Origin of the sequence: Streptomyces sp. NBC_01622 (assembly GCF_045209635.1) — a bacterium.
Classification (GTDB): Bacteria; Actinomycetota; Actinomycetes; order Streptomycetales; family Streptomycetaceae; genus Streptomyces.
In genome coordinates this window covers 774,856-790,194 of sequence record NZ_CP109293.1, presented here as the reverse complement: position 1 = coordinate 790,194, position 15,339 = coordinate 774,856, and the positions used below count along the sequence as shown (strand labels likewise).

The 15,339-nt window shown below is 71.6% G+C and carries 13 protein-coding genes; 6 read left to right on the top strand and 7 right to left on the bottom strand.

The genetic code is table 11. The annotated features are described in order from the left end of the window. Positions 1 to 8 precede the first annotated feature (8 nt). Both OH768_RS03600 and OH768_RS03595 read left to right on the top strand, forming a co-directional pair. Positions 9 to 707 carry a response regulator gene (locus OH768_RS03600; RefSeq protein ID WP_406449916.1) on the top strand — a complete coding sequence of 233 codons (699 nt, stop codon included), beginning with the start codon at positions 9 to 11 and terminating at the stop codon, positions 705 to 707. Next, positions 704 to 2,530, top strand: a complete 1,827-nt coding sequence (locus OH768_RS03595; protein ID WP_406449914.1) for a sensor histidine kinase — start codon at positions 704 to 706, stop codon at positions 2,528 to 2,530. The genes OH768_RS03600 and OH768_RS03595 overlap by 4 nt, the downstream gene beginning before the upstream one ends. A gap of 7 nt (positions 2,531 to 2,537) precedes the next feature. Here OH768_RS03595 and OH768_RS03590 read toward each other — a convergent pair whose 3' ends face one another. Next, a complete protein-coding gene (locus tag OH768_RS03590) occupies positions 2,538 to 3,758 on the bottom strand; it encodes a saccharopine dehydrogenase family protein (RefSeq protein ID WP_406449912.1) in 1,221 nt (406 codons plus the stop codon). Between the two features lie 124 nt (positions 3,759 to 3,882). Here OH768_RS03590 and OH768_RS03585 point away from each other — a divergent pair, with 124 nt between their 5' ends. Then, on the top strand, positions 3,883 to 4,596 hold the full coding sequence (locus tag OH768_RS03585; RefSeq protein WP_406449910.1) for a TetR/AcrR family transcriptional regulator: 714 nt from the start codon (positions 3,883 to 3,885) through the stop codon (positions 4,594 to 4,596). Positions 4,597 to 4,689: 93 nt separating this feature from the next. Here the strand turns inward: OH768_RS03585 and OH768_RS03580 are convergent, their stop codons facing one another. Continuing rightward, complete coding sequence (locus tag OH768_RS03580; RefSeq protein WP_406465124.1) at positions 4,690 to 5,586, bottom strand: LysR family transcriptional regulator ArgP; 897 nt, start codon at positions 5,584 to 5,586, stop codon at positions 4,690 to 4,692. A 69-nt stretch (positions 5,587 to 5,655) separates the two neighbouring features. Between OH768_RS03580 and OH768_RS03575 the strand changes: the two genes are divergently transcribed. Then, positions 5,656 to 6,267, top strand: a complete 612-nt coding sequence (locus OH768_RS03575) for a LysE/ArgO family amino acid transporter (protein ID WP_406449908.1) — start codon at positions 5,656 to 5,658, stop codon at positions 6,265 to 6,267. A gap of 79 nt (positions 6,268 to 6,346) precedes the next feature. Further along, entirely contained in the window at positions 6,347 to 7,657 is a 1,311-nt protein-coding gene (locus OH768_RS03570) for an MFS transporter (protein WP_406449906.1), read from the top strand. 8 nt (positions 7,658 to 7,665) lie between these two features. Here the strand turns inward: OH768_RS03570 and OH768_RS03565 are convergent, their stop codons facing one another. The 4 genes from OH768_RS03565 to OH768_RS03550 form a co-directional block, all read right to left on the bottom strand. After that, entirely contained in the window at positions 7,666 to 8,115 is a 450-nt protein-coding gene (locus OH768_RS03565) for a cyclic nucleotide-binding domain-containing protein (RefSeq protein ID WP_406449904.1), read from the bottom strand. Positions 8,116 to 8,366: 251 nt separating this feature from the next. Further along, positions 8,367 to 8,546 carry a hypothetical protein gene (locus tag OH768_RS03560; RefSeq protein WP_406449902.1) on the bottom strand — a complete coding sequence of 60 codons (180 nt, stop codon included), beginning with the start codon at positions 8,544 to 8,546 and terminating at the stop codon, positions 8,367 to 8,369. Between the two features lie 28 nt (positions 8,547 to 8,574). Further along, a complete protein-coding gene (locus OH768_RS03555; RefSeq protein ID WP_406449900.1) occupies positions 8,575 to 10,824 on the bottom strand; it encodes an FUSC family protein in 2,250 nt (749 codons plus the stop codon). Between the two features lie 47 nt (positions 10,825 to 10,871). Further along, a complete protein-coding gene (locus tag OH768_RS03550; protein WP_406449898.1) occupies positions 10,872 to 12,248 on the bottom strand; it encodes an NAD(P)/FAD-dependent oxidoreductase in 1,377 nt (458 codons plus the stop codon). A 251-nt stretch (positions 12,249 to 12,499) separates the two neighbouring features. Here OH768_RS03550 and OH768_RS03545 point away from each other — a divergent pair, with 251 nt between their 5' ends. After that, positions 12,500 to 13,324 carry a methyltransferase domain-containing protein gene (locus tag OH768_RS03545; RefSeq protein WP_406449896.1) on the top strand — a complete coding sequence of 275 codons (825 nt, stop codon included), beginning with the start codon at positions 12,500 to 12,502 and terminating at the stop codon, positions 13,322 to 13,324. Positions 13,325 to 13,340: 16 nt separating this feature from the next. Here the strand turns inward: OH768_RS03545 and OH768_RS03540 are convergent, their stop codons facing one another. Continuing rightward, on the bottom strand, positions 13,341 to 15,257 hold the full coding sequence (locus OH768_RS03540; RefSeq protein WP_406449894.1) for an AMP-dependent synthetase/ligase: 1,917 nt from the start codon (positions 15,255 to 15,257) through the stop codon (positions 13,341 to 13,343). Between the last annotated feature and the right edge of the window lie 82 nt (positions 15,258 to 15,339).

Here is a 15,339-nt window from a genome sequence, read left to right as displayed (position 1 = left end):
TCCGCCCAATGTGCGCACATGTGCTGGTCGCCGAGGACGACGAGATGCAGGCCGAGCTGATACGACGCTCCCTGCTGACCGAAGGCCACACCGCGACCGTGGTCCACGACGGGGCCGCCGCCATCACCGCGGCCCGGAAACTCCGGCCCGACCTCGTGGTGCTCGACCTCATGCTGCCCGTGATCGACGGCTTCGGGGTGTGCCGGGCGCTGCGCGGCGAGGACGACATCCCCGTCCTGATGCTGACCGCCCGCTCAGCCGAGGACGACGTCCTGCTCGGCCTGGAACTCGGCGCCGACGACTACATGACCAAGCCCTACAGCCCGCGCGAACTGATGGCCCGCATCCGCACGGTCCTGCGGCGCAGCGGCCGTACCGTCGAGGGCAGACAGGAGGACACCGTCGTACGGGCGGCGGGTCTCTCCGTCGATCCCGCGCGGCACGAGGTGCGCTGCGACGGGACACCGGTGGACTGCACACCGGCCGAGTTCGAGATCCTGCTCGCGATGACCGCCGAGCCCGAACGGGTCTTCTCCCGGCGGCAGTTGCTGCAGTACACCAGGGGCCTGGACCGGGCGTCCACGGAACGGGCCGTCGACGTCCACATCATGAACCTGCGCAAGAAGATCGAGGCCGACCCGCGCCGGCCGGCCCGGCTGCTGACCGTGTTCGGCGTCGGCTACAAGCTGCGCGGCGGTCGAGCATGAGGCCCCGGATACCGCTGCGCAAGCGGCTGTTGGTCCGCCTGCTGGTCGCCACCGTGCTGATCGCCCTCTGCTCGGTCGGGGCGACGGCCTGGCTGGCGGTGCAGACCACCACCCGGGCCATCCGGGAGGAACAGGGACAGGACCTCGCCGACGACATGCGCATCCTCGCGCAGCTCAGCGGATACGCCGCGACCCACCCCGACTGGAAGGGCGTCGCCCCCACCGTCCGCGCCCTGTCGAAGAAGATGGGCCGGCGTATCGCCCTCACCACCTCCGACCGCACCCTCATCGCCGACTCCGCGGCGCACGGCACGTCCCTGCCGCCCCGCGCCGCCGCGAGCGTCGACCCGCTGCACACCGACACGTACACGGAACCGGGCGCACAGCTCAGCGGCCTCGACCCCCGGGTCGTCGGACCGTACCGGGTGACCGCGAAGGAGCGGGCCCGGCTGGCGGTGCTGGCCAAGGACCGTCAGGCGTGCTTCAAACAGAACGGAATCGACACGACCATCACGATGACGCCGAGCGGTCGTCCCGTCCTCACCGACGCGGACGGCAAGGACGCCAACGACAATGTGCCCACGCCGTGCGCCGACGGAAAGCTCAACACCCCGACCGCCACCGAGAACAAGGCACTGAAGAAACTGATCGTGAGCGCCCAGCCCTGCATGCTGCAGGGAGGAGTGAACTTCAAGGCCCCCTACTTCGGCGTCGACGTCTTCGACAAGAGCCTCGGCTCCCGCTACATCACGGGCGCGTACAACAAGCTGGGCGACGCGGCCGACATACGAAAGGCGGAGGCCTGCACCGACAGAGCCCGCCGCGCCCAACTCGACCCCTACGTAGCACCGGTGGCCGAACTGTTCCTGGGCGGCGGCGACACCACCGCCCCCCGCTTCGACGTCTCCCCGGCGAACAAGGCAAAGGTCGTCGGCGCGGCGGCGGCCGTACTGGCGCTCACGGTCCTGGTGACGGCGGTCGTCGCCACGAGGCTCGTACGTCCCCTGCGCGCGCTGACCGAGGCGGCCCAGCAGCCGCCGGAGCTGCACGTCCGGGTGCCGGTGCGGACCCGGGACGAGACCGGCATCCTGGCCGAGGCCTTCAACGACCTCGCCGATCGCCGAGAGCGCATGGAGGCGCAGCGCAAGGCCATGGTCAGCGACATCGCCCATGAACTGCGCAGCCCGCTCACCAACATCCGGGGCTGGCTGGAGGTCACCCGGGACGGCTTCGTCGAACCGGACCCGGCGCTCCTCGGCTCGCTGCACGAGGAGGCGATGGTCCTCCAGCGCGTCATCGACGACCTCCAGGACCTGGCCGCGGCCGACGCCGGCACCCTGCGGCTGCACCGCGAACCCGTGCGCGTCGAGGACCTCTTCGACCAGGTCGCCGCCGCGTACCGTGTCACCGCCGATACGGCCGGGGTCGTCCTGCTCACCAAGGTGGACCGCACCCTCTGGCTGGACGCGGACCCGGTCCGCATGCGCCAGGTGCTCGGCAACCTCGTGTCCAACGCGCTGCGCCACACGCCGGCCGACGGCACGGTGACCCTCACCGCGTGGCGCGAGGGCGACCGGGCCGTCCTGACCGTCACCGACACCGGTACCGGCATCGCGCCCGAGGCCCTTCCGCACGTCTTCGAGCGGTTCTGGCGCGCCGACCAGTCCCGCAGCCGCCGCACCGGGGGCAGCGGCCTGGGCCTGTCCATCGTCCGCGACCTGGCCGCCGCCCACAGCGGCACGGTCGAGGCGGCGAGCACACCCGGCGCCGGCTCCACCTTCACCCTGAGGCTTCCCGACTCGCCCTCGCCGGAGGGAAGTTGAGCCGGGGTCACTGCTCTCGCAGACCCCACGGCGAGCCGTACGCCGTCAACAGGTCCAGGAACGGGCCGGCCGGGAACGCCTCCGGGCCCAGCACACCCGAGCCGGTCCACGCGCCCGTGGCCAGCAGCTCCAGGGCGATCACCGGGTTGATCGCGGTCTGCCAGACCACGGCCTGGGAGCCGTACTCCGCCATCGACCACTGGTTGTCGACCACGTGGTAGAGGTACACCTCGCGCGGCGCCCCGTCCTTCGTGCCCCGCACCCAGGTGCCCGCGCAGGTCTTGCCGCGCATACGGTCGCCCAGCGTCGCGGGATCGGGCAGACAGGCGGCGACGACATCGCGCGGTGAAACGGCGACGCGCCCCGCGGCACTCGGCACGGTGACCGGTTCGGTGCGGTCGAGTCCCAGCAGGTGGAGGGTCTTCAGGGTGTCGATGAACTCGTTGCCGAGCCCGTACTTGAAGGTGACCCGCTTCGCGTCGACCCAGCGCGGGACCAGCAGCACCTCCTCGTGCTCCACGTTCACGCACTCCACCGGGCCGATGCCCTCGGGGAAGTCGAACACCTCGGGCTCGCTGAACGGTTCCGTGGTGAACCAGCCGCGGTCGGCCTCGTAGACGACCGGCGGGTTGAGGCACTCCTCGATCGTGGTCCAGATGGAGAAGGAGGGCGCGAAGTCGTAACCGTCGACGGTGAGGTTCGCGCCGTCGCGGATGCCGATCTCCTCGATCTCGTCGAAGAGTTCATCGGCGGCGTAGCGCGCGAACACGTCCGAGAGGCCCGGCTCCACCCCCATCCCGACGAGCGCCAGCGCGCCCGCCTTCTCCCACTCGGCCGCGTCCTCGAACTGCGCGTCCCCGAGCTTGACCCCGCACTCCTCGTACGGCCGGTCCGGATGTGGCCGGGACAACGACATCGCCATGTCGAGGTAGTTGGCCCCGGCGGCGCGCGCCGCCCGGAACAGGGGGAGGACGAAGCGCGGGTCGGTCGCGTTGAGCAGCACGTCGCACTCGTGCGCGCGCAGCGCCGCCACGACGGCCTCCTCGTCGTTCGCGTCCAGCCGCTCGGCACGGAACCGGGCGCCCTCGGCCCCGAGCGTGGCGACCGCCGCCTCCGCCCGGGACAGGTCATAGTCGGCGACCACCATCGCGTCGAAGAACGGACGCCGGGCCGCGATCCAGGTGATCGCGCCACCCACGCCACCGGCTCCCACGAGCAGTACACGCATGACAAGAACTCCTTCACCGCGGAACGCAGAAGTACGAAAGTCGACGGGCCCCTGCCGGAGATACAACGCCGGTCGTCCGGATAAGGTCAATGGCGTTGGCATAAGGGTGGGCGAGGAGGCCGCGATGCCGAAACCGGTGGTGCCGGAGGAGAAACGGCGACGGCGCCGTCCCACCAAGAGCGGCACCGTCCTGTCCGAGCAGCTGATCGTCGACACAGCCCTGCGCATGCTCCGCGAACACGGCAGCGCCGGTCTCACGGCCCGCCGCCTCGGCCTCGCCCTGGACGCCGACCCCAGCACGCTCTACCGCTATTTCCGGGGCATGGACGAGCTGACCCTGGCCATCGGCGACGCCCTCGTCGGGCAGGCGCTGCGCGGCTGGGAGCCGACGGGGGAGTGGCGGGCCGACCTGCGCGCGATCGGTCTGCGCATCCACGCCGCCTACGTCGCCCACCCGCAGGCCGCCCAGCTCACGGCGAGCCGGGTCACCGGCCGGGCCAACGAGCTGGCCGCCGACGAGGCCGTACTCGACGTCCTGCGCACGGCCGGCCTCCCGCTGCCTGACACCGTGCGGATCTACCACGCGTTCATCGACCAGACCCTGGCCTTCGCCGCCCTGGACGCGGCCTCCCTGGCCCTGCCGAGTGCCTCGCTCCGCGCCGACGAGGCGATGTGGCGCTCGACCTACGCGCGCCTGCCGCGCACCACCCATCCCCGCATCGCCGAGGCGGCCCCGCTGCTGGCGACCCGCATGGTGGACAGCGCGTATCCAACGGCCCTGGAGATGCTGTTGGACAGCGTCGCCGCCCAATTGTCCCGGGTTCGACAGGCGCCCTGAAGGGGCGCGGGGCTGTGTCGACATGCGGCTCCGCCGCGTGGGCGCGACCAGCCACGATGGCGCGTCAGCCGACCAACGACCCACCCAGCCCTCCTAACGCAACGCCTCCATCGCCGTCGCCGCCACCGCGTCGGCCACCGCGGCCAACGCCGGCGAGTCCAGCTTCCACTGCTGCCAGTACAGCGGTACGTCGACCGGACGCTCCGGCGCGAAGTTCACCAGTCGCCCAGCGCTGAGCAGCGGCGCGGCCTGCATCTCCGGGACCATGCCCCACCCCAGCCCCGCGGCGACGGACGCGACGAACCCCTCCGAGGTCGGCACGAGGTGTCGTACCGCACTCGCCCCGCCCTGCCCGCGCCGCAGCCGCCGTACGAAGGTGTCCTGGAAGTCGTCGCGCCGGTCGAAGGTCACCACCGGTGCCTCGGGCAGCGTGTCCCGCAAGGGGCCGGCGAGCCATGTCTCCCTGAACTCCGGGCTCGCGACCGGGAGATAGCGCATCCGCCCCAGCGCCCGGACCGAGCAGCCCGGCACGGCGTCCGGTGACGAGGTCACCGCGGCCATGACCAGCCCCTCGCGCAGCAGGGCCGCCGTATGGTCCTCGTCCTCGCGGCGGAGTTCGAAGCAGACCGGCACATCGCGCGGGACGCGGGTGAGCGCGCCCAGGAACCAGGTGGCCAGCGAGTCCGCGTTGACCGCGATCGACACCCGGGTCGGCTCCCCGGCCCCGCTCATCCCCAGCTCGGCGCGCGCGTCCCGCTCCAGGCGGGCCAGCTGGCGGGCGAAGCGCACGACCACCTCGCCGGACTCGGTAGTCCGCACCGGCTTGGTGCGCAGCAGCAGGACCCGGCCCGTGCGCTGCTCCAGGGCTTTGACCCGCTGGCTGACCGCCGAGGGCGTCACATGCAGGGCGGAGGCCGCCGCGTCGAACGTGCCCTCGTCGACCACCGCGAGCAGCGTCCGCACCTGATCGAGAGGCAGCTCCGAAACCATCACGAGCGCTAATGATACGTAAGAATCTTTAGCTGTACTCCTGATGCCGGTCTGCTTAGCGTCGAGGGCGTGACCAACGCCCTCTCAGCGGCGGCCGCCGGCTTCGGCACCGGCCTCTCGCTCATCGTCGCCATCGGCGCCCAGAACGCCTTCGTCCTGCGCCAGGGCATCCGCCGCGAGGCGGTCCTCGCCGTCGTCGGCATCTGCGCCCTGTCCGACGCCCTCCTCATCGCGCTCGGCGTCGGCGGGGTCGGCGCGGTCGTCGTCGCCTGGCCGGGCGCGCTCAAGGCGGTCGGCCTGATCGGCGGCGCGTTCCTGCTCGTCTACGGCGTCCTCGCCGCCCGCCGGATATTCCGCCCCGCGGCCCTGCACGCCGAGGGCGAGGCGACCGGCTCGCGCCGCCGGGCCGTCCTCACCTGCCTGGCGATGACCTGGCTCAACCCGCACGTCTACCTCGACACCGTCTTCCTGCTCGGCTCGATCGCAGCCGACCGCGGCCCGCTGCGCTGGACCTTCGGACTCGGCGCGGTGTGCGCCAGCGTGTGCTGGTTCACCGCGCTGGGCTTCGGCGCCCGCCTGCTCAGCCGCTTCCTCGCCAAGCCCTCGGCCTGGCGGGTCCTTGACGGCCTGGTCGCCGCGACGATGATCGGTCTCGGCGCAACTCTCGTCGCCGGAACGTGAGATCACGGATTCGGCGGCCACAGCCGGTGCTGCGATAGTGAACCCTGGTCGAAAGATGTAACGAGCAACCAGGAAGCCAGTGGACACCAGCGAGAGCACCGACAGCGGCACCGAACCCGAGGCCGAGAAGGAAGCGGAAGCCGCGACCGGCCCCCGGCGCGGCTGGCGCCGCTGGGCGATGGACACCCGCCCGCTGCGCATCCCCGCCTACCGCCGCCTGTGGTCCTCGACCATCGTCACGGCCGTCGGCAGCCAGCTCACCGCCGTCGCCGTACCCAAGCAGATCTACGACATCACCGGCTCCTCCGCCTGGGTCGGCGCCGCCAGCATGGCCGGACTGCTGCCGCTCATCGTGTTCGCGCTGTGGGGCGGCGCGATCGCCGACAGCATGGACCGCCGCAAGCTGCTGCTGATCACCAACAGCGGGATCGCCGTCACCTCGGTGCTGTTCTGGCTCCAGGCCGTCACCGGGCTCGAATCGGTGGCCGCGCTGATGCTGCTGCTCGCGATGCAGCAGGCGTTCTGGGGCCTCAACGCGCCCGCCCGCAACGCCTCCATCGCCCGCCTGGTCCCCGCCGAACAACTGGCCGCCGCCAACGCCCTCGGCTCGACCGTCATGCAGACCGGCCAGGTCGTCGGACCACTCCTCGCGGGCGCCCTCATCCCGGTCATCGGCCTGCCCGAGCTGTATCTCATCGACGCGCTCGCCCTGTGCGTCACGCTCTGGGCGGTCGTCAGGCTGCCCGCGCTGCCGCCCCTGGAGTCCGCGACACCGCGGCGTGCGGGCTGGCGCGAGGTCGCAGCCGGCTTCCGCTACATCTCGCTGCACAAGGTGCTGCTGCTGTCCTTCCTCGCCGACATCATCGCGATGGTCTTCGGCATGCCCCGCGCCCTGTTCCCGCAACTCGCCGCCCAGACCTACGCGCCCTACGGCGAGGGCCTCGCCCTCGGCATGCTGTTCGCGGCGATCCCCATCGGGGCGGTGGTCGGCGGGCTGTTCTCCGGCACGTTCTCGCGGGCGCGCCGGCACGGCTGGATGGTGATCGGCGCGGTCGTCGCCTGGGGCGCGGCCATCACCGGGTTCGGGCTGAGCAGCAACCTGTGGATCGGGGTGGTGTTCCTGGCCGCCGCCGGGGTCGCCGACATGGTCTCCATGGTGTTCCGCGGGGCGATCCTGCTGTCCGCCGCCACCGACGAGATGCGCGGCCGTATGCAGGGCGTCTTCACCGTCGTCGTCGCGGGCGGTCCCCGCCTGGCCGACGTCCTGCACGGCACGGCGGGCTCGGCCTTCGGCCCCCGCACAGCCGTCGCGGGCGGCGGAATCCTGGTCGTGGTCATCATGCTGACCCTGGCCTTCACTGTCCCGGCGCTGCGCCGCTACCGCATCTGAGTGCGTCCTCAGACCGGCCGGTGGAGCGTGTAGTGCTCCATCAGCTTGCCCCGGGTCAGCTCCAGCCGGTGCGCGAGGATCTCCGCGACGATCCGCACCAGGGAGAGCCCGAGCAGCGGATCCTCCACGCACAGGGCGAGAACGGCCGCCGCGTCGAACTCGTAGGCCCGCACGCCACTGAACGCCTCCGCGCCGAAGTCCCACTGGTAGGGCGGGAACAGCCACGACCAGCCGAGCAGGTCGCCCGCCCCGAGACTGCCCACGGTGACCCGCTGCTGGGGTGTCACCTGCTGGTCGAGCGAGACCGCGCCGGAGCGGATCACCCAGAAACGGTCTGCGGTGCCGCCCGCCTCGAAGATCCTGGAGTCCTCGGCGAACGACACCTCCTGCGCGAGCTCCATCAGCCGTTCGCGCTGCGCCTGGGGCAGGGCGGTCAGCAGTTTTATCGCTGTGGTCATGGCACGGGGCTCCTCGCCGGCAGCGGTTCCGGAATTCTCCCTACGCCCATTTCAGCCTCTGTCGACGTCCCGGGCACCTCGGGGGACGGAATCGGGGCGTGAAAAAGCCCTGGCTGGACGGGGGAGACCAGCCAGGGCCGTCAAGCGGTGGCGACGGAGGACGGTACGGTCGACTCCGTGACCACGTATGAATGAACCGTAAACCATCAGCGGGCATTTCGTACCCACCTGAACCGGTCGCGTGACCGGTTTCACTTCGCGGCATGCCGGCCGGGCGCCACGATCTCGTCCAGCACCCGCAGAACGGCCTCATAGGCAGCCTCCCGCAAGGCGTCGCCCCGTTCCGACCACGCCCGTGCCTCCTGCGCGGCGAAGGCCCGGGCCCGCTGGATGCGCCGCAACAGTTCGTCGGAGTCCACGACATCAGTCATGTCTTTCGCCTACCCCCGCGAGCGGGGTTCACCGCGCCGGGGCGGAGATCGGCACGTCGAGCGGCCGGGCCAGACCGACCACGGCCTCGTCCAGGCGCTGCAGATGCCGCAGCACGCGGTCGGTCACCCTGCCGTAGCGCGGGGTCCCGGGGGTGCCGGGCCGCAGCAGGGACGCGATGCTCGGACCGGTCTCGATCACGCCCACGGCGTCCCCGTCGGCGACATGGGCGCCGATGACCCCGATGTTGTGCACGATCCGGCGCCCCGCCTCCCGCAGCCGTGGATCCGCCGCGATCGACGGATGCGTCGGCAGCAGCTCGGCGGTCGCCGCCAGATACCGCGCGTGATAGGCGCAGGTCTCCAGGAGGGCGACCACATACCGCGCCGTGTCCCGGCGCGCCCGCAACGGCGTGATCGGATGGGTCAATGGCTGCGTGGAGGCGCTCAGGTCGGCCAGCGCCTGGTCCAAGTCCCTTGCCTTGTCGAGGAGTTCGGCCGGGGCTTCGCCACTGAGCTGGTCGACGGCGGCCTCCGTGACATCCGTGAGCCGCGCCAGCACGGTCCCGAGCAGTTCGTTCGTACGGCGGTCCGTGTGCACCGGCAGCACCAACGCCGCCGCGACCACCCCGCAGGCCGCGCCCAGCGCCGTCTCCTCGACCCGCAGCACCAGCACCGACGCGCTGTAGGTGTGCAGCAGTGTGTAGAGCAGGCCCAGCATCGCGGTGACGAAGAAGGACATCAGGGTGTACGACAGCGGTGCCGTGTAGAACATCGCGAAGATGAACAACAGGACCAGCGCGAACGCCGTCCAGGTGTGGTGCCCGACCAGCCCCGCGAGACCGATGCCGGCCACGACACCCAGGACCGTGCCGAGCAGCCGCCGGTAGCCCTTGACGAGGATCTCGCCGGTGGACGAGGTGTTGAGGAACACGATCCAGCAGGTCAGCACCGCCCAGTACCAGCGCTGGCTGGACAGGAACTCGCCGCCGATGATCGCCAGCGACGACCCCACGGCGACCTGCAAGGCAGCTCGTGTCGTCGGCCGCCGCAGCCCCGTGCGCTCCGCGTCCTCCCGCTCGGCCTCCTCGCTGCCCGCGATGGCGACGTCCTCCGCGTCCAGTTCCTCGCGCGAGCGGGTCGTCGCCGGTGTGTCCTCGGACTCGTCCTGCGGCCCGTCCACGGCGATCCGCAGCCCCAGCACGGCACGTGCGGCCTCACCGATGCCCCGGAACACGTCCTGCACGGCGTCGGAGGAGGGCGGCAGATTCTCCTCCTCGCGATAGCCCAGCAGCCGGTTGCGCACATGGGCCAGCCCGGTGCCCGAGTCCGCGCTCACGGGCCGCAGGACCAGCAGGCGCAGCGCCTCCAGCTCGTGGCGCAGGGTGTCGGTCGTCCCGTCCGGCACGGGCAGCCGGTCGGTCGACGGGACGGGCGCGCCCGGCAGATGCAGGGTCAGGGTGTGGCCCCGCTCGGCGCTGCGCGCGGTCAGCAGCAGGAGCCCCAGCCGTTCGGCGGCGATCTCGGCGTCGGCGATGCGCCGCTGCACCAGCCGCGCCACCGCCTCGTCCGAGGTCCCGTCCTCCAGCCGGCCCTGGATCAGCAGCGCCGTCTCGTGCAGCCGCGCGGTCCCCTCCCGTACGTCGTCGAGGGCCTTCTCCATGTCGTCGGGGCCGGCGTCGAGCAATGCGAGCTGCGCGGTGACCAGTTGGGCGAACCGGGCCCGGAACGCCCGCCGCAGCCGGTCCAGCGTCCCCGTGGGCGTCTCGGGTACCAGCGCGAACCGCACCAGCGCGCTGCACACGAAGGCCACGCCGAGCACGCCGTACAGCCGGGGCAGCGCGGAGACGGTCGCGCCGACGAACAGGGACAGGAAGTAGATCTGGAAGCCGATCAGGCCGAGCGCGGTGCCGCGGTCGCCGAAGCGGCGGCTGTAGACCGCGCCGAAGATCAGCAGGACGAAGAAGACGTCACCTGCGACCACCCGCGAGTTCAGCAGCGCGCTCAGCGACACCGAGGCCAGCGCCACCGGCAGGCCGAGCGCGAGCGTCACCGCCTGCCGCGCGCGCTGCTTCTCGCGGATCGCGAACGTGGAGACCATCGCCGACATCGCCCCGGCCACCAGATGCGGCACCGAGGCATCCAGCAGGGAGAGCACGGCGAGCGTGAGCGCGATCGAGGCCACCGTCCGCAGCCCGGCCGTCAGCCGCAGCAGTCCGGGATCGGACGCCGCGACCCGATCCCACAGCCGTGCCCACGCCGCCCGTCCCGCTGCCCTCACGCCGCCGTACTCTCCCCGGGTTCACCTCAAGATCCGTACCACCGATGCTACGGCTCCTGGGTCCCGGCCCCTTCGACCTGGTCCCGCACCTGCTCCGGCGAGAGATACGAGTCGGTGTACTCGAAGTCCTTCAGCGTCGCCGGTTTGCGGGCCTGGAAGCCGGTGCGCACGAAGTCGTCGCCGGCCAGCGCGTTGAGCGTCCAGTTCGTCGCCACACGGACCTTGGCGACGTTGGTGCGCAGCGCCGACCAGTGGTAGCCGCGGGCCACGACCTGGGCGGGCAGGCCGCGCAGTTCGATGCCGAGCGGCTTGGACACCGCGTCCTTGCCGCCGAGGTCCACGACGAGCCCGAGGTCCTTGTGGACGTACGGCTTCAGCGGCTGGTTGCGCAGGGTCGCGATCACGTTGTCGGCGACGACCTTGCCCTGGCGCATCGCGTGCTGCGCGGTCGGCGGGCAGATCGCGCCGTCCCCGCCCTTGGCCTCGTCCGGCACCGCGCCGGAGTCGCCGAGCGCGAACACCCCGTCGTGCCCGGGGAGGTTCATTTCGGCGGCGACCGCGAGCCGCCCCCGAATCGTTTCCGCGCCGAGCGTGGCGATCAGCGGACTGGCGACCACCCCGGCCGTCCAGATCAGGGTCCGGGTCGGCACCACGCGCCCGTCGGTGAAGGTGACCTCCTCGGGCCCGGCCTTGGCGATGGAGACACCCAGGGAGATGTCGATACCGCGCCTGGTCAGGATCTCCTGCGCGCTCTTGCCGAGCTTGTCGCCCAGCTCGGGCATCAGCTTCGGCGCGATGTCGATGAGGTGCCACTTGATCAGCCCCGGGTCGATGCGCGGATAGCGCTTGACCGCGGCGTGCGTCAGCTTCTGCAGACAGGCGGCCGTCTCGGTGCCGGCGTATCCGCCGCCCACCACCACGAACTGCAGCCGCGAGGCCTTCTCCACCGGGTCGTCACTCGCGTCCGCGAGGTCCAGCTGAGTGATCACGTGGTCACGGATGTAGGCGGCCTCGGCGAGCGTCTTCATCCCGAAGGCGTGATCCGTCAGCCCGGGGATGTCGAAGGTGCGGGTGACGCTGCCGGGGGAGAGCACGATGTAGTCGTAGGGCTCGTTGACGATCTCGTCGTTGATCGTGCGGATCACGCAGACCTTGGCCTTGATGTCCACACCGATGGCACCGCCCGGGATGATCCGGGTGCGGTACTTGCTGCTGCGGCGCAGCGAGACGGCGATCGACTGCGGGGTCAGGACGCCTGAGGCGACCTGCGGCAGCAGGGGAAGATAGAGCTGGTAGGAGAGCGGCGTCACCAGGGCGACGTCGGCCTCCTGAGGGGTCAGTTTCCGTTCCAGGCGGCGAACGCACTCCACTCCTGCGAAGCCTGCGCCAACCACCAGGATCCTCGGTCGTGTCACGGTGTTCATCCCTTCTGCGGCTCCAGGCGGTCTGCCTCGACGCCGTACGCCTGCCCCTGGATCGCTGCTTCGCACACCAACATCGATCCCACCGTGCCAGGAGCCGTTCCGCCAGCTGAGCGCGGCAGGCAGACGAACGCGTGGGCACCAGCATGCCCCGCCGACGCCCGGCGTACGCCCCGGGCGCGAGAACAAATGGCGTACGTGAACCGGCCCCGACCCGCTCTTGGGCGACCGCTGCGGACCGTAGAGTGCACGCCATGTCGCACACTCAGCCCGAGCCGGGGTCCGGCTTCCGCACCCAGAACATCGACCCCGGGAGCGTGCCGCGGCTGGTGGCCGCGCTCGACATACAGGAGACCAATCCCGGCGTACGACGCCTGCGGGCCTGGGCGCACGAGGCACTCGCCCCGCGCGACGGCGAGCGCGCCCTCGACATCGGGTCCGGCACCGGCTCGACGACCCGCGAACTCGCCGCGGCGGTCGGCTCGACGGGGTCGGCACTCGGTGTCGAGCCCAACCCCGGGCTGCGGACGATCGCCCAGGAACGCGCCGCCGAGGCCGGCAACCCGGCCCGCTTCACGGACGGCGACGCGCTGTCCCTGCCCGCACCGGACGCCTCCGTGGACGTCGTCTGGTGCGAACGGGTCCTCCAGCACCTCGCCGAACCGGACAAGGCCGTCGCCGAGATGGCCCGGGTGCTGCGCCCCGGCGGGCGCGTGGCCCTCCTCGACACCGACTGGGCGACCACGATCCTGCACCCCGGCGACCCGGAGATCACGGCCGCGCTCACCGCGGGCGCCCTCACCGGGGCCGCCAACCCCTACGCGGGACGCCGGCTCGTCGGCCAGCTCAGCGCGGCCGGGTTCGTCGTCGACGACCGGGGCTCGCAGGCGCTGCTGCAGGACCACCGGTCGGTCGTCTGGCCGCTGATCCGCATGCTCGGCGAGTCCGCGGTGCGCCGCGGCGCGCTCACCGAGGCCCAGCGCGACCGCGCCTACGCCGACCTCACCGAGGCCGCCGAACAGGGCGCGCTGCACATGTCCGTGACGATGTTCGCGGTCGTCGCCCACCGCCCGGTGTGACCCCCGGCCGGTGACCTCACCGGAACACGTTGTCCGCGTCCTCCCACCCCGTGACCTGCTCGTCCACCGTCGGCAGTCGCGGGGCACGCGCGCGTGCCTGGTACATCGCGTCGATCTCGAACGCGTAGTGCCGCACGATCGCGTCCCTGCGCAGCTTCATCGACGGCGTCAGCAGCCCGCCGGCGACGTCGAACGGCTGCGGGAGCACCCGGAACACCCGGATCGACTCGGCGCGCCCCACCGGGCTGTTGGCGGCTGCCACGGCCCGCGTGATCTCCTCCCGCAGCGCGTTCTCCTCACGCGCCTCCCGGCCCCGCGCGTCGCTCTGCATCGCAAGACCGGCCTGCCAGTGCGCCACGAAGTCCGGGTCCAGGGTCAGCAGTGCCCCCACGCAGGGACGGTCGTCGCCGACGACCACCGCCTGATGGATCAGGGGGTGCATGCGCAGCCGGTTCTCCAGGGCGGCCGGCGCCACGCTCTTGCCGCTGCTGGTGATGATGATGTCCTTCTTGCGGCCGGTGATCGTCAGATACCCCTCGGTGTCCAGCCGCCCGATGTCCCCGGTCGCCAGCCAGCCCGCGTGCATCGCGGCCCGGGTCGCCCGCTCGTCGTTGATGTAGCCCTGGAACAACGAAGGACCGTGCAACAGGATCTCGCCGTCCTCCGCGACCCGGATCTCGGTCCCTGGCAGCGCCTGCCCGACGGTGCCGATCTTCTCCCGGCCCGCCGGCTGCATGGTGATCCCGCCGGCGGTCTCCGTGAGCCCGTAGCCGTCGTGCACCATGATGCCGATGCCCGCGTAGAACAGGGACAGTTCACGGTTCAGGGGAGAGCCGCCCGACGTGGCGCCGACCACCCGGCCGCCGAGGCCGGCGCGCAGCTTGCGGTACACCGTCCGCTCGAACACGGCGTGCTGCAGCCGCAGATCGAGGCCGGGGCCCGAGCCCCGGCCGAGTCTCAGCCGCTCCTCGGCCGCCGCGAACTCCCGCGCGGTCGCCGCGGCCCGCTCGAACACCGCGCCGCGGCCCAGCTGTTGGGCCGTCCGCAACATGTTCTTGTAGATCTTCTCGAAGACCGACGGCACGGCGTAGAGGTAGGTGGGCCGGAAGGAACGCAGCCCCGACACCAGCGCGGCCTCGGTCATCTCCGGCTCGTGGGCCATCTGCCAGCCGCCGCGCATGCACAGGCTCTGGATCATCAGGCCGTACACATGGGAGAAGGGCAGGAAGGCCAGCACGGCCGGCTGTTCCCCCGGGGGCGCCGCCGTGTTCGGCCAGCCCGAGAGGAGCGTGTCGCAGGGGCTGGCCAGGCTGCGATGGCTCAGCGCGCAGCCCATGGGGCGGCCCGAGGTGCCCGAGGTGTAGGCGACGACCGCGGTCGAGTCCGGCATCACGATCCGGCGCAGCGAGTCCACCGTGGTCTGCGGGATGTACGTGCCCCGCTCGACGAGTTGGCGCAGCGCCCCGGAGTCCAGCTGCCAGACGTGCCGCAGCAGCGGCAGCGCGGCACACACCGTGCCGACCGTCATGATGCCCTGCTCGTCCTCCACGACCACGGCCACACAGTTGGCGTCCCGCAGTATCCACTCGACCTGCTCGCGCGAGGACGTCGGATGGACCGGCACCACCTCGGCGCCGACGGCCCACAGGGCGTGGCTGAGCACCGTCCACTCGTATCGGGTGCGGGCCATGATCGCGACCCGGCTGCCCGGCGAGATCCCGGAGGCGATCAACCCCTTGGCCACGTCGACGACTTCGTCCCGCAACTCGACCGCCGTCACCTCCTCCCACACCGTGGAGGAAGGGTCGGGCCGGCGCGCGATCAGCGGAAGGGTGGGATTGACGGCCGCGGTCTCGAAGACGCTGTCGGCGAGGCCGCCGGTCAGGGTGGACAGGGCGGAGGTGGGGGGTGGAGCGACGGCGAAGTCGCGCATGCGCTGCTCCTGGGTTGTACGGGGCGTGACTCTGCCGATCATTGCTGTTATCGACGGTGCTCGAATGTAGCCCAGGTGTGAG

Excerpts from the sequence above, each read along its gene's own strand:
- OH768_RS03600 (WP_406449916.1), top strand. The coding sequence starts at position 9 with ATGTGCGCACATGTGCTGGTCGCCGAGGACGACGAGATGCAGGCCGAG.
- OH768_RS03595 (WP_406449914.1), top strand. The coding sequence starts at position 704 with ATGAGGCCCCGGATACCGCTGCGCAAGCGGCTGTTGGTCCGCCTGCTG.
- OH768_RS03590 (WP_406449912.1), bottom strand. The coding sequence starts at position 3,758 with ATGCGTGTACTGCTCGTGGGAGCCGGTGGCGTGGGTGGCGCGATCACC.
- OH768_RS03585 (WP_406449910.1), top strand. The coding sequence starts at position 3,883 with ATGCCGAAACCGGTGGTGCCGGAGGAGAAACGGCGACGGCGCCGTCCC.
- OH768_RS03580 (WP_406465124.1), bottom strand. The coding sequence starts at position 5,586 with ATGGTTTCGGAGCTGCCTCTCGATCAGGTGCGGACGCTGCTCGCGGTG.
- OH768_RS03565 (WP_406449904.1), bottom strand. The coding sequence starts at position 8,115 with ATGACCACAGCGATAAAACTGCTGACCGCCCTGCCCCAGGCGCAGCGC.
- OH768_RS03560 (WP_406449902.1), bottom strand. The coding sequence starts at position 8,546 with ATGACTGATGTCGTGGACTCCGACGAACTGTTGCGGCGCATCCAGCGG.
- OH768_RS03550 (WP_406449898.1), bottom strand. The coding sequence starts at position 12,248 with ATGAACACCGTGACACGACCGAGGATCCTGGTGGTTGGCGCAGGCTTC.
- OH768_RS03545 (WP_406449896.1), top strand. The coding sequence starts at position 12,500 with ATGTCGCACACTCAGCCCGAGCCGGGGTCCGGCTTCCGCACCCAGAAC.
- OH768_RS03540 (WP_406449894.1), bottom strand. The coding sequence starts at position 15,257 with ATGCGCGACTTCGCCGTCGCTCCACCCCCCACCTCCGCCCTGTCCACC.